The 17,275-nt window shown below is 69.1% G+C and carries 16 protein-coding genes; 10 read left to right on the top strand and 6 right to left on the bottom strand.

Annotated elements, in window-relative coordinates; translation table 11 throughout:
* Nucleotides 1–114: 114 nt before the first annotated feature.
* Entirely contained in the window at nt 115–2,328 is a 2,214-nt protein-coding gene (locus GTY67_RS11000) for a discoidin domain-containing protein (RefSeq protein WP_237502585.1), read from the top strand.
* A gap of 106 nt (nt 2,329–2,434) precedes the next feature.
* Here GTY67_RS11000 and GTY67_RS10995 read toward each other — a convergent pair whose 3' ends face one another.
* Nucleotides 2,435–2,677 (bottom strand): hypothetical protein, encoded by a 243-nt coding sequence (locus GTY67_RS10995; RefSeq protein WP_161278544.1) that lies wholly within the window; start codon nt 2,675–2,677, stop codon nt 2,435–2,437.
* Between the two features lie 301 nt (nt 2,678–2,978).
* On the opposite strand from GTY67_RS10995, the gene GTY67_RS10990 reads away from it, so the two are divergent.
* On the top strand, nt 2,979–3,956 hold the full coding sequence (locus GTY67_RS10990; RefSeq protein ID WP_237502584.1) for a hypothetical protein: 978 nt from the start codon (nt 2,979–2,981) through the stop codon (nt 3,954–3,956).
* Here GTY67_RS10990 and GTY67_RS10985 read toward each other — a convergent pair.
* The 3 genes from GTY67_RS10985 to GTY67_RS10975 form a co-directional block, all read right to left on the bottom strand.
* Entirely contained in the window at nt 3,936–4,877 is a 942-nt protein-coding gene (locus GTY67_RS10985) for an endonuclease/exonuclease/phosphatase family protein (RefSeq protein WP_343238662.1), read from the bottom strand. The two genes, GTY67_RS10990 and GTY67_RS10985, sit on opposite strands and share 21 nt — an antisense overlap.
* Before the next feature lie 282 nt (nt 4,878–5,159).
* Nucleotides 5,160–5,420 carry a hypothetical protein gene (locus GTY67_RS10980; RefSeq protein ID WP_161278541.1) on the bottom strand — a complete coding sequence of 87 codons (261 nt, stop codon included), beginning with the start codon at nt 5,418–5,420 and terminating at the stop codon, nt 5,160–5,162.
* 254 nt (nt 5,421–5,674) lie between these two features.
* Entirely contained in the window at nt 5,675–6,361 is a 687-nt protein-coding gene (locus tag GTY67_RS10975; RefSeq protein WP_161278540.1) for a helix-turn-helix transcriptional regulator, read from the bottom strand.
* Between the two features lie 339 nt (nt 6,362–6,700).
* On the opposite strand from GTY67_RS10975, the gene GTY67_RS10970 reads away from it, so the two are divergent.
* From GTY67_RS10970 to GTY67_RS10950, 5 genes are all read left to right on the top strand, one after another.
* On the top strand, nt 6,701–7,381 hold the full coding sequence (locus GTY67_RS10970; protein ID WP_161278539.1) for a hypothetical protein: 681 nt from the start codon (nt 6,701–6,703) through the stop codon (nt 7,379–7,381).
* A 64-nt stretch (nt 7,382–7,445) separates the two neighbouring features.
* A complete protein-coding gene (locus GTY67_RS10965) occupies nt 7,446–8,870 on the top strand; it encodes a transcriptional regulator (protein WP_161278538.1) in 1,425 nt (474 codons plus the stop codon).
* Nucleotides 8,871–10,694 (top strand): DEAD/DEAH box helicase, encoded by a 1,824-nt coding sequence (locus GTY67_RS10960; RefSeq protein ID WP_161278537.1) that lies wholly within the window; start codon nt 8,871–8,873, stop codon nt 10,692–10,694.
* 114 nt (nt 10,695–10,808) lie between these two features.
* Nucleotides 10,809–11,762, top strand: coding sequence for a NaeI family type II restriction endonuclease (locus GTY67_RS10955; protein ID WP_161278536.1), 954 nt, complete (start codon nt 10,809–10,811; stop codon nt 11,760–11,762).
* Nucleotides 11,759–12,262, top strand: a complete 504-nt coding sequence (locus GTY67_RS10950; protein WP_161278535.1) for a very short patch repair endonuclease — start codon at nt 11,759–11,761, stop codon at nt 12,260–12,262. The genes GTY67_RS10955 and GTY67_RS10950 overlap by 4 nt, the downstream gene beginning before the upstream one ends.
* Nucleotides 12,263–12,298: 36 nt before the next feature.
* On the opposite strand, the gene GTY67_RS10945 is transcribed toward GTY67_RS10950, so the two are convergent.
* Nucleotides 12,299–13,579 carry a DNA cytosine methyltransferase gene (locus GTY67_RS10945; protein WP_161278534.1) on the bottom strand — a complete coding sequence of 427 codons (1,281 nt, stop codon included), beginning with the start codon at nt 13,577–13,579 and terminating at the stop codon, nt 12,299–12,301.
* A gap of 292 nt (nt 13,580–13,871) precedes the next feature.
* The gene (locus GTY67_RS10940) at nt 13,872–14,879 is read right to left on the bottom strand and encodes an SEC-C metal-binding domain-containing protein (protein WP_161278533.1); all 1,008 of its coding nucleotides are present in this window, start codon (nt 14,877–14,879) and stop codon (nt 13,872–13,874) included.
* A 260-nt stretch (nt 14,880–15,139) separates the two neighbouring features.
* Between GTY67_RS10940 and GTY67_RS10935 the strand changes: the two genes are divergently transcribed.
* The 3 genes from GTY67_RS10935 (at nt 15,140) to GTY67_RS10925 (ending at nt 17,268) form a co-directional block, all read left to right on the top strand.
* Complete coding sequence (locus GTY67_RS10935; protein ID WP_161278532.1) at nt 15,140–15,955, top strand: class E sortase; 816 nt, start codon at nt 15,140–15,142, stop codon at nt 15,953–15,955.
* A 96-nt stretch (nt 15,956–16,051) separates the two neighbouring features.
* Nucleotides 16,052–16,387: a DUF6412 domain-containing protein gene (locus GTY67_RS10930; RefSeq protein WP_093688641.1), complete on the top strand. Its 336-nt coding sequence runs from the start codon at nt 16,052–16,054 to the stop codon at nt 16,385–16,387.
* Between the two features lie 110 nt (nt 16,388–16,497).
* Entirely contained in the window at nt 16,498–17,268 is a 771-nt protein-coding gene (locus GTY67_RS10925; protein ID WP_161278531.1) for a YidC/Oxa1 family membrane protein insertase, read from the top strand.
* The last annotated feature ends 7 nt before the right edge of the window (nt 17,269–17,275 follow it).

The following is a 17,275-nucleotide window of genomic DNA, read 5'->3' as shown; positions in this document are numbered from 1 at the left end:
ACGGCGGCCGTCCGCATCCCCTCACTTCTCAGCACTCGCGTCCCCTCACCCCTCAGCACCCGCATCGCCTCACTTCTCAGCACCCGCATCCCCCTCACCCCTTCAGGAGCCGCAATGCCTTCCTTGCCCTCCCTGCCCCACTTCCGCAGACCCGCCCTCCCCACCCTCCCCGCCCTGCCATCCCTCCGCAGGCCCGCGCTCACCCTGACCCTCGCCGCCCTGCTCGCCTCCTCCCTCACCGTCCTCACCGCACCCACCGAGGCGAGGGCCGCCGACCCCCTGATCTCCCAGGGCAAGCCCGCCACCGCCTCCTCGCAGGAGGGCGACGGCTTCTCCGCCGCACAGGCCGTCGACGGCGACCTCACCACCACCCGCTGGGCCAGCCAGTGGTCGGACCCGCAGTGGATCCGGATCGACCTCGGCAAGAGGTCCGACCTGAGCCGCGCCGTACTGACCTGGGAGGGCGCCTACGGGAAGGCGTACGAGATCCAGGTCAGCGACAACGGCACGGACTGGACCACCATCCGCAAGGTCACCGACTCCGACGGCGGCACCGACGACCTGGCCCTCACCGGCTCCGGCCGCTACGTCCGGATGCTCGGCACCACCCGCTCCAGCGGCTACGGCTACTCCCTCTGGGAGTTCCAGGTCTACGGCACCCAGGGCGGCGACACCCCGCCCCCGGCCGGCGGCGCCGTCAAGGTCACGGGCACGCAGGGCGCGTGGCAGCTCACCGTCGGCGGCCAGCCGTACACGGTCAAGGGCCTGACCTGGGGCCCGTCGATGGCGGACGCTCCGCGCTACATGCCCGACCTGAAGTCGATGGGCGTCAACACGGTCCGCACCTGGGGCACGGACGCGAGCACCAAACCGCTCCTCGACGCGGCGGCGGCGAACGGCCTGCGCGTGATGAACGGCTTCTGGCTCCAGCCCGGCGGCGGCCCCGGCAGCGGCGGCTGCGTCAACTACGTCACCGACACCGCGTACAAGTCGACGATGCTCACCGAGATCGCCCGGTGGGTCGAAACGTACAAGAACCACCCCGCGACCCTCATGTGGAACGTCGGCAACGAGTCCGTGCTCGGCCTCCAGAACTGTTACGGCGGCGCGGAGTTGGAGGCACAGCGCAACGCGTACACGACCTTCGTGAACGACGCCGCCAAGCGGATCCACGCCATCGACGCCGACCACCCGGTGACCTCCACCGACGCGTGGACGGGCGCTTGGCCGTACTACAAGCGCAACGCCCCGGACCTCGACCTGTACTCGATGAACGCGTACGGCGACATCTGCGGCGTCCGCAAGGACTGGGTGGACGGCGGCTACACCAAGCCCTACATCATCACCGAGACCGGTCCGGCGGGTGAGTGGGAGGTGCCGGACGACGCCAACGGCGTACCCGACGAGCCCACCGACGTACAGAAGCGCGACGGCTACACCAAGGCCTGGGACTGCACCATGGGCCACCAGGGCGTGGCGCTGGGCGCGACCCTCTTCCACTACGGCCTGGAGCACGACTTCGGCGGGGTGTGGTTCAACCTGATCCCCGACGGCCTGAAGCGGCTGTCGTACTACTCGGTGAAGAAGGCGTTCACGGGCTCCAACAACGGTGACAACCTGCCGCCGGTGATCAGCAACATGACGGTGACGCCGGCCGGATCGGCCCCGGCGGGCGGGGAGTTCACCGTACGGGCGGACATCCGCGACCCCGAGAACGACCCGGTGACGAACAAGATCTTCCTCAGCGGCAACTACGCCAGCGGCGACAAGGGGCTCGTCCCGGCGCGGTTCAGGTCGACGGGCAACGGTACGTTCGCGGTCACCGCGCCCGAGAAGCTCGGGGTGTGGAAGGTCTACATCCAGTCGGAGGACGGCAAGGGCAACGCGGGCATCGAGACGAAGTCGGTCAAGGTCGTCGCCCCGCCGATGACCGGCACCAACGTGGCCCTCGGCAAGCCCACCACGGCCTCCAGCTCGCAGGCGTCGTACGGCGACTGCCCCTGCCCGCCGGAGCGCGCCACCGACGGCCGCCTCGACACCCGTTGGGCCAGCGACTGGAGCGACCCGCAGTGGATAGCGGTCGACCTCGGCGCACGGACACCCCTCCGCACCCTGCAACTGGTGTGGGACCCGGCGTACGCCAAGTCGTACGAGGTCCAGGTCTCGGACGACGGCACGTCCTGGCGTACGGTCCACACCACGACGAACGGCAACGGTGACGTGGACACCATCGCCCTGACCGAAACGGCCCGCCACGTACGGCTCCACCTCACGGCCCGGGGCACGGGCTGGGGCTACTCGCTGCACGAGTTCGGCATCTACAGCTGATCCGGCTCCAGTGATCACCGGGGGCCGTTCCCACATGGAGCGGCCCCCATCCCGTACGCCCATACGTCGGTACGCCGGACAGGGCGCGCGGAGAGGCAGCCGCGGGCTACATCGGCAGAACCCGTACAAACCCGTCGTCGTCACCGGAGCGATCGGAACGGCCGAACGCGGAGAACGCCCGCTCCTCCCGCTGGGCAGCGGCGATCCGCACGCTGCTCCAGTCCAGCGCCTGCCGTGCCTCGTCCTGGGTCCGGTGGGCGGCGGTACGGGCCTCGGCCAGGGCGTCCCCGCGCTCCTGGACGAGGAGGTCGTAGATCGGCGTGGCCGTTGATATCGCTGAAGTGCTCACGAGAGACCCTCCTGCCCGCTCTTCGCCGTTTCACCCGGATCGTGCGCGCCGTCAGAGGGACTTGAGGTGACGAGGCGAACGCATGTGCGCGTGGTGGTGGAGGGTTAGGCCGAGATAGCGTGACGACGGCATCACCCTATGTGCGCGCCCGCGCGCATGGGGCGGCCCCCGGAGGTGCGACAACACCCACCGAGGGCCTTACACCCCCAGTGGACAGGACCCACCAGAAATGCTGCGTCATGCTATCGCGCCCTCTTCGGGCTGGACCAAGGCTCCGCACACCGTCGTACGCTCGCGCCGGATGAACAGCGACGCCAAGATCCTCCTCCTGTACGTCCAGGGCCTCCCCGAATCCGCCACGGAGCGCCCGCTCGGCGAACTGGCCCGGAAGCTGGACATGAAGGGCCGCTCGTACCAGCAGGCCAAGAAGCAACTGGTGGAGCACGGCTACGTCCACGAGTGGCGGTCCCAGGGCGACGGCGGCCGCTGGCTCACGGAGCAGCTCTTCTCGAATACGCCGCTGACGCGGGACGAGGCGAAGGCGGTACGCGCCAGGCTGACGCCGAACGCGGACCGCTTACGGCAGGCCGAACAGCCCTGCCCACCACCGAGTACGCAGTCTCCGACGGTCGGTGAGCCGACTCCTCGGCCGGCCGGTGGCTATGAACCGGAGGAAGAACACCATGTTGAGAACACTCCCCACCCACCCTCCGAACCGGAGCAGCAGACGAAAGCCGCACGCGAACAAACCCCCGCGCAGCAAGTGGAGGAGGAGCCGCCACCCCCACAACTGACGCGGGCGGAACGGGTATTGCTCTCCCTACGCCACTCACGCCGTGAACTGCTCCTGGGGGTGGGCGAGGCGCGCACCCTGGCGGTGGAGGCGGCCAAGTGGCTGGAGCGCGGCCTGTCGGAGTCGGAGCTACGCCACGCCCTCCTGGCCGAACCCCCCGAGGCGGGGGTGCGCTCGGCGTTCGGCTTCCTGCGCCACCGGCTGACCCACAAGTGCCCGGTACCACCGGCCCCCGCCGCGCCCCCGGAGCCACCGCCCCCACCGGTCAAGCCCCTGATCGTCTGCACAGGCACCGAGGACGAGGAAGAGGAGCACCTCTTCCGCCCGCTGGGCGACGAGACGGAGTGCGCGGACTGCCGCCGGGCAACGGCGTACGCGGGCTGGATGGTCGACACGGACACCTACGACTTCCCGCCCGACATGACCTGGCGCCAACGCTTCGTGGCGGTGGCGAAGGCGGACGCGCTACGGGGCAGGACGGCCTGAGGGCGGGAGCGGGTCGAGGGTGACGCGGGCGGCGACGGGCAGGTGGTCGCTGTCGGTGGCAGGCAACGTACGCATGTGACTGACGCGGCCGGACCGGGCCAGGACCTGATCGATCCGGGCCACGGGGAGGGCGGCGGGATAACTGAAGGCGAACCCGCGCTCGGCAACGTTCAACTGCGAGGTCAACGGCTCCAGTCCGCGATCGTCGACGGTGCTGTTGAGGTCCCCCATGAGGATCACGGCCTGCTCCTCCTCGCGCCGGATGAGATCCCCCAGCATCCGGGCGCTTTCATCCCGCGAAGAGGAGGCGAGCCCGCGGGCCCCGACCCGTACGGAGGGCAGATGAGCGACGTAAGCGGCGACATCCCCGTACGGCGTCGCCACGACGGCACGCAGCCCCCGACTCCACCCTGCTTCGAACCCCTGAGGCCGAATATCAACCAACTGATCTTCCCTGATCGGGTACTTGGACCAGAGCCCGACGGTGCCGTGGACGACGTGATGCGGATAGTCGCCCCGGAGAACGTCCTCGTACACGGCCAACGCAGGCGTCACCACCTCCTCCAGCGCAACGAGATCACCCCCGGCCACGAGAAGGGCCCGGGCGGTCCCGGCCGGATCGGGGTTCTCATCACTGACGTTGTGCTGCACAACGACCAACTCCCGCGCCCCGGACTCGGCGCCGGCCCCGGGCAGGAGCAACCCCCCAAAGCCCTGCACCCAGACACCCACGGGCAGCAGCAGAGCCACAAGGGCGACACCGGACCGCCGCACGAGGGCGACGACAAACAACAGGACGACAACGCCCCCGCCCCACGGCAGAAAGGACTCGACCAGACTCCCCACCCGCCCAGGGGAGTTGGGGATCACCCGATGAAGCCCCATGACCCCAGCCACACCAAGGGCGACCCCGGCAACCACCCACTCTCGTCGGCGTGAGTCCGGAAGCGCCCACGTTCTGCCCGTCCGCTTAACCAAGCCTTTTCGTCCTTTCGGCTTTGGTCTTCAGGACGAGCGTTCAGGGAGATTGGTTCGCGACGCAGCTTCGCGCGGTCGGCTGGGGTGCCCGAGGACACGTCCTCGGGCACCCCAGCCGACCCAGTCGCTTCCATGTACTCCCTGCTTCTGCGGCCTGGCTTGTGACGGCCGGCCTGCCCGCGCCCGTCCGTCGTTGCGAGGCGGGTCCGGAGCACGGAACCAGCGTCAGCCCCCGAAGTACCGCGAGAGCAGGATGCCGCCTCCGGCGTAGGCGGCGCCCTTGAGGAGCTGGACTGCCAGCGTCCAGCGGAGGAACCGCATGCGGCGCCGACTCTTCGTCCAGAAGGGCGTGCCGGGGGCAATGCGGTCGACGAGGCGGGCGAGGCGCGGCCCCTTTGCGCGCAAGGGTGCGAGGAGGCCGACGTTGCCGGCGTAACAGCGAAGGCGTGAGGTGGAGGCCTTCAGCTTCCTGGCGGTGGACGCCATGCGGGCCTTATAATTCATAACTGGGAACTCCTTGTTGGCTTCGAATGTGAACAGGGGTGTTTCCCGCAGGGGAGGTCGGACCATGGTTTGGCGACCTTCCGGCCGGCCTTCCCTGCACTCTCGATGAGGGGGCGAGGGGCCCCTGTCATCGAAGCGGGAGCAAAGCTCCGCCAAAGCGTCAGCGCGTGCCAATTATCCCCCTTTTCGATTTCCTTGCTGCTGCTGGATGGTACAGAAAACCGCCTCTTCGAATCTTAACCACATCCGCTGAGGGTGAGGGCAATTCTTACCGGATCCCGCCCGGCGGCCTCTGCGGAGCGGAGGATGATTTCCACCTCCGAATGCATTCGCTTGTCGGCCAGCACCTTGATCGCCCTTCCGGCTTCCCTCTCGCCCCAGGTGGCGCCGAGTTTCCACAGGAGGGAGGCCCGGTCGGCGGGCGGCAGTGCGGCGAGGCGGTCGAGGAAGCCCGACCCGCCGTCGGCGGAGGTGCTGGCGGCGATGGTTCTCGGTGAACTGTTGCGCCGGTCCCCTGTGGCGGCGTCGCTGCCCGTCGGACCGTTGCGCCGGTCCCCCTCGGTGGTCGCCCTCCGACAGCGGCAGCTGCCCTCGCAGCGGCGGCAAGATGACCTGCGTGCTTCCCGGAGGAGTTCTCCGAGCTGTGTGAACTCCCGCCTGAGCGCGACCTCTTCTTCGTGGGCCGACACCCCCTCGGCCGCAAGCGCGGCCATCTCGCTCAAAGCTGCGGGTCGAGGCAGCCTGCGCCCGTTGAGCCAGTGGGAGAGGAGGGAGGGGGAGACGTGCAGCGCCCGCGCCTTCTCGGCCACGGTGGAGCCCGGGCGGAGGCGCGGGATGAGGGTTTTGAGGCGGCAGGCGAACGCCTGCACCTCCACCGTGGCCCACGGCACGCAGGAGGTGCTGATCGATCCAAGTGACGGCATGCCCAAAAGGCCCTCTCGCTAGCCGGGCGTCCCGCAGAGGCCCTGCGGGAACGGGTGATCACCGGGAGCCTAGCGTCCGCAAGGGAGGGTGAGGAGTGGTTCTGTGATTTCCGCTGAATACTTTTGAGGTAATCAGGCCATATGCCTCAAAAGTGGACGCAAGGTGCCAAGGTGCACCTTTTCGCTTCCGAGGCCCTCCTCGGAAGGTTGAGATCACCAAACCGCTGGAATTCTAGTGGGCGGTCGTGCTAGTAATGAATGTCTGAAATCGTCACCAGCGGAATCTCCGCTGTCGGTGACGAAGCGAACGTGACCACTCATTAACACTTAGGAGACACCATGGTGCCGTCCTGGCGGGATGACAGCCTCGGAACGATGAAGCGCGTCGCCCTGTGGCTTGTCGCGGAGGTCGGCGAAGGGGGGACTTTCACGAAGGAGCGGCTGCGTGGGGAGTTCCCCGGGGTGTCACAGGTCGATCGGCGCATGCGGGACCTTCGCGACTTCGGATGGCGTATCGACACAAATCGGGAGGATGCCGGCCTCGACTCACACGAGCAGCGCTTTGTGGAGCGCGGCGATCCCGTCTGGGAGCCTGGCCGTGCTACCCGCAAGACGGGTACGACGGCTATCGGGGCGGGACGGCGGCGCGAGGTGCTGCAGAAGGACGGCCACATGTGCCGCTCCTGCGGCATCACGCCCGGTGAGTTCTACGCCGGCACCTACGAGGGGGCCCAGTTGGACATCGCCCGCCGGGACGTCGTCAAGCCCGATGGCACGAAGGCCAGCGAGCTGATCACCGAATGCAAGCGGTGCCGCATCGGCGGCAAGTCGGTTACGGCAGACTTGGACCGGGTCCTCAAGGAGACCGCCGCTCTGAGTTCCACCGAGCGCGATGTACTGTCCGACTGGGTTGCCAACGACCAGCGCCAGTTCAGCCGCCTGGAGCAGGTTTGGAGCGAGTACCGCTCCCTGCCGGAGGACTCCCGGAGGCGGCTCCGCGCGGAACTGGGCCTCGACTGAGCCCGTGCAAGGCGGCACAGAGCATTCCCGCAGGTATGAGAGCAGAGGCAGGAGCAAGGCGGATATGGCGAAGGACTACGGGCTGCCCCCCGGCGCGGAGGAGAACAGGGCCCTCGTCCGGGCCCGACTAGACGAGATCGCGGCCGGCGGAGGCACTCGTGAGACCTTCACCGTGGAGTGGCGGGGGCAGCCTGAGCACCTGGAAGTGATCCAGATGCCGGTCGGCGACCTCTACTACAACCCCGCGACTCACCGTATCCGTGCGCAGGCCGGCCACGACCCCGAGCGAGCCGCAGCACTCGAGGCGTCCCCCTGGGACACGGACAGCCAGGCCTACCTCGGCCGCCTCCTCCAAGTGGTCCCCGCTGACCCGGCACGGACGGATCCCGAGTTCGACGAGCTGATGGGGAGCCTCAAGGAGTTCGGGCAGAGTGAACCGGGGCTGATCACGCACGAGGGCGTCCTCGTCAACGGCAACACCAGGCGTGCTGCGCTACTGGAGCTGTTCGGCCCTGCGCACGCTATGCGTGTCGCCGTGCTTCCGCCCTCCTGTAGTTGGCAGGATGTCGCGGCCATCGAGCTTTCCCTGCAGCTGCGCAAAGAGCACCGGCGGGACTACTCCTACATCAACCATCTGCTCGCGGTCCAAGAACTGGTCGACTTGGGGACTCCGCTCTCCGTTATCGCCAGCACCTTCCGCACTACTACGGCGCGCTGTCGGCAGGACCAGTGGGTGCTCGCCCTCATCGAGTCTTTGGTGCAGCGCAGCGAGGCGGCGGGGGAGCGTCTCTCCCTTGTCGTTTTCGAGGAGCAGGCCGAGAAGTTCCGCGAACTGCAGCGGGCCTACGCCAAGCAGTACGCCGTCAACCCTGCGAAGGCGGACCTCCTTGTAGAGAACCGCTTGGCCGCGATGCTGCTCGGTTTCGCCAAAACGGATGTCCGTTTTGTCGACCACGATTTCCGGCAGAAGTACCTCTGCAAGACGCTGCCTGCCAGCGAGGCCCCGGCGGCCGCACCGGCCGGGTCGGCGGGTATCGCCATCCCCGGCCTGGGACGCGCAGTGGAGGGGCCTTCAGCTGACCTCAGCGCTGCCAAGGCCTTGACCGACGCCGTCCTGCACGCGAGGGCTGTGGGCGAGCCCGGCAGTTCTGCGTCACCGGAGGTTGCTGCTGAGGCACAGAGGGAGTTCGAGCGGTTGAGGATTGCGTTGGACGAGGCGATTACCGACGCCGGCCGCGACGCACGTATCAAGAAGCGCAAACAGGCTGCTCCCGCCCGCCTCGCTGATGCCGGCCGGAACATCGACCAGTGCATCACCGACCTCGTCATGTCGCGCGCGCGGCGGAGCTTGGACGAGGAGGCGTTCGATGACGCCGTCAGCGACCTGCGGCAGCAGCTGGAGAAGCTCGCCGTTGAGGTGAGGCGGACAGTCCAGGAGCCCGGTGACGGTGTGACGTGGCTTCTTGAAGCGATGGGGAAGGCCGATTGAGTGGGTGACCAGCCCAGCCTGACGATCGGCTTCGACACCACCCGCACCCAGGCGGCACTGCGGACAGTGCCGGAGTGCCGCAGCGCTCTCGGACAGATGATCGCCAGTTTCCCCAGCGGCCGGATGACCGACCGGCTCTCAGCGGCTGTCCCTCTCGACAGCTTCCTCGCCAGCCTCAGCGCCCTCGCGTCGTGGCCGCAGCCCGAGAGCGTCGTCTGGGAGGACGACTTCCGCGCCTTGGTCAGCGAGATGCTCGATACGGCGGAGACGGCGGATCGCCTCCTCAACGGCGCTTCTGAAAAAGACACCGTCACCCCGGAGGCGGTTCTCGAGCTGCTCGGCGACGACTGGACGGCCCCTCTCACGCCGTTCCAGCTCCGGGACATCGCCCGGCTGCTCTCCGTGGGCCACGGGGCCAACTTCAGCGTGCCTGGCGCCGGCAAGACCCGCGTCTCCCTCGCTGTCTTCTCCGCCCTGCGCAAACAGGGGGCAGTGGGCCGCATCCTGGTGGTAAGCCCCAAGTCCGCCTACGAGGCATGGGAGTACGAAGCCCGAGAGTGCTTTTCCACACCCCTCGACGTCCAGATACTCGGCCATTCGGCACCCGCTTCGGCGGATATCCTCCTAGTCAACTACGAGCGCCTGGACCGCGCGCTCACCGGGCTGTCCCAGTGGGTCAAGGCGGCCCCCACCATGCTGATCCTCGACGAGGCCCACCGCATGAAGCTCGGCGGAGCCGGGGTGTACGGGGCCGCCTGCATGGCGCTCGGCCCCCTCAGCCGGATCCGGATGATCCTCAGCGGCACTCCGGCGCCGAACAGCGCCAAAGACCTGGAGAACCTGCTCTCCTTCGTCTGGCCCGGCCATGGCCGGCGCGTGGTCACCCAGGCCGTGGACGGCGGCGACCTCGCCTACGCCAGCCAGGTCTTGCGCCCGCTGTATACGCGTACGACCAAAGAGGAGCTCGGCCTCCCCCCTGTCGAGACCCGGGTCCGCCGCCTCGCCATGCCTCCGCTGCACCGCGAGATCTACGACGCCCTGGTAGGCAGGTTCTCGATCCGGGCAGCGGCTGACAAGGGCTACTTCGAGGACCTCGGCAAGGCAGTGCTGCGCCTGCTGATGGCGGCCACAAGCCCAGCCTTGCTCGTAGGGGGCTCAACCCGCTACGAACCGCTGCACTTCCGAGTACCGCCCCTTGACGTGTCCGAGGGGGACTCGCTGTTTGCCCTCCTGCGCCGACTGCCCGACTACGAGCTCCCCCCCAAGTACCGGGAGACCCTGTCCATCGTCTCCGCCAACGCCGCCGCTGGGCGCAAGACCCTGGTGTGGACCAGTTTCGTCCGCAGCATCACCTCCCTCCAAGCGCTGCTCGCTCCTTTCCACCCGGCCGCTGTGCACGGTGGGACGGCTGACCGGGAGGAGGAGCTGCGGCGTTTCCGGGAGGACCCGGACTGTGCCGTGCTGATCTCCAACCCGGCGACCCTCGGCGAAGGGATCAGCCTCCACCAGGTCTGCCACGACGCCGTCTACGTGGACCGGGACTTCCAGGCTGGCCGGTTCCTCCAGAGCCTCGACCGCATCCACCGCCTCGGCCTCGCGCCGGGGACCGAGACGCGCATTACCGTGCTCGCGTCCGAGGGAAGCGTGGATGACGTGGTTTCCATGAGGTTGGCCGAGAAGCTGGACTTCATGGGCCGCATCCTCGACGACCCCGAGGTGCAGCAGCTGGCCGACCCCGAGGACGAGGCGCCGCTGGCCGCAGGCATGAACGCGGCCGATGTGCAGGCTCTGCTCGAGCACCTCGGTACGCGCTCCCCGCAATGACCCTGGTGGACAGGGCCGCTTCCGCGATCGGGGCACGAAAACCGCAGCTCCCCGGTGGGTGTACCGCGGTTGGCGGACTCCCCGTATTCTCCCCCAGCCGGATAGAGTCCCGCCGTGGACGGTGAAGCAGTAGGAGTGCAGACGACCTTGTGGCTTGTGGACGGGCCCGGTGATCCGGAATTGGACGCCGTCGCCCAGACGGTCCTCGGTGCGGACCGGGACGGCAGCCGCTTCGCCGGCGCCATCCGGCGCAGCATGGACATGCTGTTGGACGGGCAGCACACCGGCCGCTTCCGCTGGGACCAGCTCTACAAGACCGAGAAGGCGCATCTGGGCACCCTCATCGAGATCAATCTCCAGCGTGAGTTCGGCTTCGCTGACGGCGCCAGCATGGACTACTCGATCGCCGGGTCGGACGTCGACTGCAAGTACTCGCAGACCTTGGGCGGGTGGATGATCCCTCCGGAGGCCCTCAACCACCTGCTGCTCGTCGTGTGGGCCAGCGACGAGCAGTCCCGGTGGACGGCCGGACTCGTGCGCGCTCTGCCTGAACGGCTCAACAGCGGGGGCAACCGCGACGCGAAGAAGACCCTCAGCGCGATGGGCCGGGGCGCTGTGCGCTGGCTGTACCGGGACGCGCCCTTACAGGAGAACATGCTGCTGCGGCTCTCTGACGCCGACATCGAAGCGATCTTTTCCCACAAGAGCGGACAGCGCCGGGTGGACGAGCTCTTCCTGCGCGCGCATGGCCGCCGGGTCAGCCGCACGGTCGTTGCTACGGTGGCTATGCAGGAGGACTACATGAAGCGCGTCCGCTACAACGGCGGCTCGCGTTCAAGGCTCCAACCGCGGGGCATCGTGATTCTGGGCCACTACTCGAGCCACGGCCGCATCGCCCGCGCGCTGGGTCTGCCCGTCCCAGGGCCTGGAGAATCTGTGAGTGCCCGCCTCGCGGCCGCCCGCCCGCACCACGCGGGAGCGCCGAGAGTGGAGCTGGACGGCCGGGACTGGGTCTTGGCGAGTCCTGGGGACCCGGAGGAAGCAGTACCGAGACTGCCGGAGATATGAACGATCAAGCAAAGTCAGAGCAGTCGGCGAAGCCGTGGACACCGCCGGAAGGCTCGTGGGCGTCCTCGGCTGCGAACCGCCGGAGCATGCTCGGCAACCGCAGTCGCGACACTGCGCCCGAGCTGCTCCTCCGCTCCCTCGTCCACGCCGTCGGCCTGCGCTACCGGGTGGCGGCCAAGCCCCTCCCCAAGATGCGGCGTACCGCCGACATGGTCTTCCGCCCGGCCAAGGTCGCTGTCTTCATCGACGGCTGCTTCTGGCACGGCTGTCCCGACCACTTCGTCATGCCGAAGACGAACCGGCCGTACTGGGAGGACAAGATCGGCGGGAACGTCCAGCGCGACCGGGAGACGGACCAGCGCCTGGCCGATGCGGGGTGGCTCGTGCTCCGCTTCTGGGAGCACCTCGACCCCGTGGCATGCGCTAAGACCGTTGTCGAGGCGGTGACCGCCCGGCGGCGGGAAGCCGGGGCTCCCGACCGCCCACGGCAGGATCCGTGACCGCCGAACTGCCAGGCATACGGCCGGTCGGCGCTCTCAGCTGATCTTCGCCTGGTTCAGGGAGAACAGCTCATGCCGCTCGTGCTCCTCCTGTCCGGTGAACGCTTTGAATTCTCCGAGGGTGTAGCCCAGGGAGCCGCTGGAGCGCTTGATCCTCTCGATTACGAAGTCCCGCTCCAAGTGGGCGATGTGGCGTTCGACCTCAGGTTCCGACATGCGCTGTCCGGTCTTCTCCAGACGGCCGATGATCTGCTCCACGCCAATGGGGCGCTCCATGCCGCGGAGCAGCTTGTAGACGGGGTCGTGAATGACCTCGGTGGCCTCCACCAGCTTCGTGGGTGTGCCCTCCTGCCGGAGGGCACGGGCGATCGACTCTCCGACCGCCTCGGCGACGGGCGGCGGGAAGGCATTGCCCACCTGGCGGTACCTGCTGGTCTTCTTGCCTGTGAAGACCCACTTGTCTTCGGGCTTCCACCCTTGGATGCGGGCGACCATCTCGACTGTGAGCTTCGGTCCGGGCTTCGCATCGGCAGGCTCCCAGCCCGGCCCGGGCACATCGCCGTCGTTGGCGATTCCGAGCGCGTCCACGCCGAGCTTCGCCCAGGCCGCCTTCGCGCGCGTCGGCCCGAGGTCCGCGCCGCCGTGCTTCTTCGATCCGCCGACGACCGTGGGAGCGATCTGGTCCGCTTTGGCCGCCCAGGCCTCGGCGCCTTCCCAGCCCTTCGCGGCCATCATGCCGTACAGGGCTTCCCCGACGGTCGTGCGCTCTTCCCCATGGGGCTCTGGCCAACTGAAGAATTCGGCGTACTCCGGCAGCATCGCTACGAGCACGAAGCGGGGGCGGAGCTGCGGCACGCCGTAGTCGGCAGCGTGGAGAAGCTTCCACTGCGCGGAGTAGCCCGCGTTCTGCAGGGAATCGAGGACGTTCTGCCGGTAGGCGGCGAAGCGGTTCGCGCTCAGCCCGCGGACGTTCTCCAGGAGGAGTGCCTTCGGCCGAACTCGCTCTGCGAGTTTGACTGCCCACGCGAAGAGGTCTCGCTCATCCGTCGCCCCCAGCTGCTTTCCGGCGATGGTGAAGGGGGGGCAGGGAACGCCTCCAGCGATCAAGTCGACCTCCCGGAAATCGGCCGGTTCCCAGACGCCGGGGTTGGCGACATCGCCGACCTTCACGTCCCACTGCGGCCGGTTCTCCTTCAGAGTGGCGGCGGCCTGCGGGTCGAGTTCGACGGCCAGCGCGTGCTCGAATCCAGCGCGTTCCAGCCCTAGAGCCTGTCCGCCCGCACCCGCGCAGATTTCGACAGCCTGCAGGTCCGCCATGTGTCCTCCATACGTGCGCACTGCCCGCCGCGCGCTCGGTGCACTCGCGGCAGATTGGACTCGAACACGTTAGCGAGTCCATCTCTGGGTGCGAAGATCCCGGCAAGTCCACCGAGGCGGGCATGTACAACTGACCGCGAGTGCGGTCAGCGAGAAAGCACCAGTCTAGATTGCTGGGCGTCGCTGAAAGAGGCTCCTGCTACTGCGGTGCCCCCTGAAGTGGAGGATTACCTCACATTCGGCCTTTCGCCGCGTTGCCCAGGCGAGTCGGGAGGCCCTCTGGGGGAGGCGTTCACCCGCCCCCGTGGCACCCCCCATAAGCCTCCCCCGACCCGCACCAGCAGGCAGCCGTGCGGGACGGGGGCCAGGGGGTGGCTCGGCCTCGGGCGGCGAGGGTGGTGGCGTATTGGGGGAGCAGGCCCGGGCCGGACGGGGAGGCGGCTTCCGAGGCGGCGAAGGCCTCGTACGACGGGACCGTGCCCTTGACGATGCCCAGGTTCGGGGTGCCCGTCGCCTGTAGGTCGCGCAGGGACGCCTCCAGGCGGGACAGGTGGGTCTCCCGGTCCACGTACTCGTCCGTCAACTCCGGGTACGTTGTCAGGAGTTCGCGGAGTTCCTGCTCGGGCCAGTGCAGCACCGCCACCGGGAACGGGCGCGACAGCGCCGTGCGGTACGTGCCCAGCTCCGCGCGCAGGCGGGTGATCTCCGCCTTCAGCTCCACCGGGTCCGAGGAGCCCAGCGACCACACGCGCTTCGGGTCGTGGAGCTCGTCCAGCGGGACCGGGGCCGTGTGCAGCGCGCCGGCCAGCTCGTCCCAGGTGTCGTGGTCCAGGCCCATCAGCCTGCGCACCCGGTGGCGGCCGGTCAGCAGGGACTGCGTCGCGTACGGGACCTCCTCGCCGGGGGCCAGCAGCAGCGTCAGCGCGGTCGAGAAGAAGTCGTGCGCCGACTCCAGCTCGTCGTGCGCCTCCAGAGTCTCGGCGGCGACCTGCCAGGTCGCCGCGTCCAGCGGGCCCGCGGCGCGGATGCCCTCGATGATCGCGCGGGCCTCGGCCTCGTGCCCGTACTCCCAGAGGTTCGACGCCTTCAGGGCCTTGATCAGGTGCGGGTTCTCGACGGTGGACTCGGGGGCGGCCAGCAGGTCGTCGTAGAGCGTGCTCGCGCGGGAACGGTCACCGGCGAGTTCCAGATGGGCCGCGGCCTGGAGGACCAGCGGTTCCTGGTCCTCGGGGTACTGCGCCGCGGTGCGCAGCAGGCGCTCGGCTTCGGTGGTGTGGTCGGCAGGCGTGTCGGGGCGCATGGATCACACGGTACTGCCGGACAGCGGCCGTCGGGAGGAGAGGTCGGAAGCCGGTCCCGGAGTGGGGGCGTCAGCGGGATCCGACGGCGGGGGGTGTCTGCGGGAGGAGTGGAATCCGGTGGTGGGTATGGAGAGTTCCGTACGTTGGTTCTATCGTGCCCGCCGTGCGGAATCGGGGACGGGCACGGAAGCGCGATCGGGGGCCGGCACCCTTACGCGGTGCGGTGTCGGCATCCGTACGTGGTGCGCCATGCGGCGCGATGCCCGCCTCGGTACGTCGTGCCGTGTCCCGGAAGCCGGGCCCGCGGGCCGGTCGCCGACGGCGCGACCTTCTCGCGCGTGGGCTCTGGGGCTTCGCCGAGATGGCCGTCACCTTCGGTCTGCTTCTTCTTCTCCTTGTTGTCCATCAGCTCTGGTGGACCAACCGTGAGGCCCGTCAGGAGGCCGGGCGTACCGTCCAGGCCCTTCAGCGGGAGTGGGGTCCGCCGCCACCGGTGGTCCCGAGCGGCGAGCCGGCCGGCGACCCCGTGGTGCCTCAGCCCCAGCCCTCTTCCTCCTCCGCCGCCGTAGGTTCCGGCACCGCCCGCGGGGCCGAACCGTCGGACACCCCCGCCACCCCCCGCTGGGACCAGGCCTACGCCGTCCTCCGCATCCCCCGTATCGGGCTCACCGCCCCCGTCGCCGAGGGCACCAGCAAAGGCGGCGTCCTCGACCGGGGGTACGTCGGGCACTACACCCGCACCGCCCAGGCCGGGCAGGCCGGGAACTTCGCGCTCGCCGGGCACCGCAACACCCACGGCGAGCCCTTCCGGCGCCTCGACCGGCTGCGGCGTGGTGACCGGATCACCGTCGAGACCCGGGACGCCGTCCACACGTACACCGTCGACAAGAGCCTCGCCCGGACCGCGCCCTCCGACAGCGGGGTCATCGCGCCCGTGCCCCGCTCCGACATCACCACGTCCGTCGGGTACAGCGAGCCCGGCTACTACCTGACCCTCACCACCTGCACCCCCGAGTTCAGCTCCCGCTACCGGCTCGTCGTCTGGGGGAAGCTCACCGCCATGCGTCCCCGGTGAGCCGGAGCCCCGGAGGCGGATGAGCCCGGCCGATCATCGTGTATAACGAAAGGAGTGCCAGGACCCGCCTGCACGGAGCACGGAAGGAGACGCCCCATGCGTGACGCCAACCGGCTGCGCGGCGCCTTCGCCCGGCTCCTCCGGCCCGCCGGCCTGCTGGTCCTGTTCCTCACCGAGATCCTCCTCGCCGAGGGCGGCAGCCTCTCCGCCGCCGTCGCGCTCGCCGCCACCGCCGCGGCCGGCTCCGCGCTCCTCGCCTGCTCCGTCATCAGCGCCCGCTGCGCGCCCCCGGTGCCCCGCACCCGGGTCCGTACGGCGATCAGGGACCGGGAGAAGCGGACCGCCTTCCTGCCCCAGCGCGACCCCGATGCCCGAGGCCGCACCAGGCCCCGAGCCCCCGGGCACGCCCTCCTGACGGCCGCCGCCGCGTAGGGCACTTCCGCACGTCGAACCCGTAGCGCCCCGCACCGGCCGTCGTCCTGCCGCGTACCGCATGCGTACGTCCCACTCCCGGCACGACGAGACCCCCGGAGGGCTCACCCATGTCCGCCTTCATGTCCGCTTTCGCCAGCCTGGTCGGCTCCTTCGCCGATCTGCTCCAGCCGCTGTTCCACGGCGCGTCCACCGCCGCCGCGATCATCCTGTTCACCGCACTCGTCCGGTTCGCCGTCCACCCCCTCTCGCGGGCCGCCGCGCGGGGGCAGAAGGCCCGGACCCGGCTCCAGCCGCAGATCGCCGAGTTGCGGAAGAAGCACGGGAAGAACCCCGAGCGGATGCAGAAGGCGATCATGGAGCTGCACGCCGCCGAGAAGGTCTCGCCGCTCTCCGGCTGCCTGCCGAGTCTGCTCCAGATGCCCGCGTTCTTCCTGCTCTACCACCTGTTCTCCAGCGGCTCCATCGGCGGCGAGCCCAACGCGCTGCTCAGCCACGACCTCCTTGGCGCCCCGCTCGGCGGGCGCTGGCACGACGCCCTCGCGAGCGGTGGGATGTTGGGTGGACAGGGGTGGGTCTACCTGGGGCTCTTCGCGATCGTCGCCGCTGTGGCCACCTTCAACTACGGGCGCACCAAGCGGCAGCTGGCCGCCAATCCGGTGGTCCCCGCCACGGGGCCCGACGGGCAGGCCGTGCCCGGTATGGGGGCGATGGCGAAGATGATGCCGCTGCTCTCGTTCGCCACCCTGATCACCGTCGCCGTCGTGCCCCTGGCCGCCGCCCTCTACGTCATCACCACGACCACCTGGACCGCCCTGGAGCGGGCCTGGCTCTACCGGGACGTGCCCGTGACCGGCGGCGCCATGGCCAAAGCGGCGTAATCGGACC

Origin of the sequence: Streptomyces sp. SID8374, assembly GCF_009865135.1 — a bacterium.
GTDB lineage: Bacteria > Actinomycetota > Actinomycetes > Streptomycetales > Streptomycetaceae > Streptomyces.
The sequence above is the reverse complement of the archived record's forward strand: the minus strand, read 5'-3'. Positions and strand labels throughout refer to the sequence as shown.

Bases quoted from the DNA above. Each gene is read 5' to 3' on its own strand.
- GTY67_RS11000 (WP_237502585.1), top strand. From the start codon at position 115: ATGCCTTCCTTGCCCTCCCTGCCCCACTTCCGCAGACCCGCCCTCCCC.
- GTY67_RS10990 (WP_237502584.1), top strand. From the start codon at position 2,979: ATGAACAGCGACGCCAAGATCCTCCTCCTGTACGTCCAGGGCCTCCCC.
- GTY67_RS10980 (WP_161278541.1), bottom strand. From the start codon at position 5,420: ATGGCGTCCACCGCCAGGAAGCTGAAGGCCTCCACCTCACGCCTTCGC.
- GTY67_RS10975 (WP_161278540.1), bottom strand. From the start codon at position 6,361: ATGCCGTCACTTGGATCGATCAGCACCTCCTGCGTGCCGTGGGCCACG.
- GTY67_RS10970 (WP_161278539.1), top strand. From the start codon at position 6,701: ATGGTGCCGTCCTGGCGGGATGACAGCCTCGGAACGATGAAGCGCGTC.
- GTY67_RS10965 (WP_161278538.1), top strand. From the start codon at position 7,446: ATGGCGAAGGACTACGGGCTGCCCCCCGGCGCGGAGGAGAACAGGGCC.
- GTY67_RS10950 (WP_161278535.1), top strand. From the start codon at position 11,759: ATGAACGATCAAGCAAAGTCAGAGCAGTCGGCGAAGCCGTGGACACCG.
- GTY67_RS10945 (WP_161278534.1), bottom strand. From the start codon at position 13,579: ATGGCGGACCTGCAGGCTGTCGAAATCTGCGCGGGTGCGGGCGGACAG.
- GTY67_RS10940 (WP_161278533.1), bottom strand. From the start codon at position 14,879: ATGCGCCCCGACACGCCTGCCGACCACACCACCGAAGCCGAGCGCCTG.
- GTY67_RS10935 (WP_161278532.1), top strand. From the start codon at position 15,140: ATGCCCGCCTCGGTACGTCGTGCCGTGTCCCGGAAGCCGGGCCCGCGG.
- GTY67_RS10930 (WP_093688641.1), top strand. From the start codon at position 16,052: ATGCGTGACGCCAACCGGCTGCGCGGCGCCTTCGCCCGGCTCCTCCGG.
- GTY67_RS10925 (WP_161278531.1), top strand. From the start codon at position 16,498: ATGTCCGCCTTCATGTCCGCTTTCGCCAGCCTGGTCGGCTCCTTCGCC.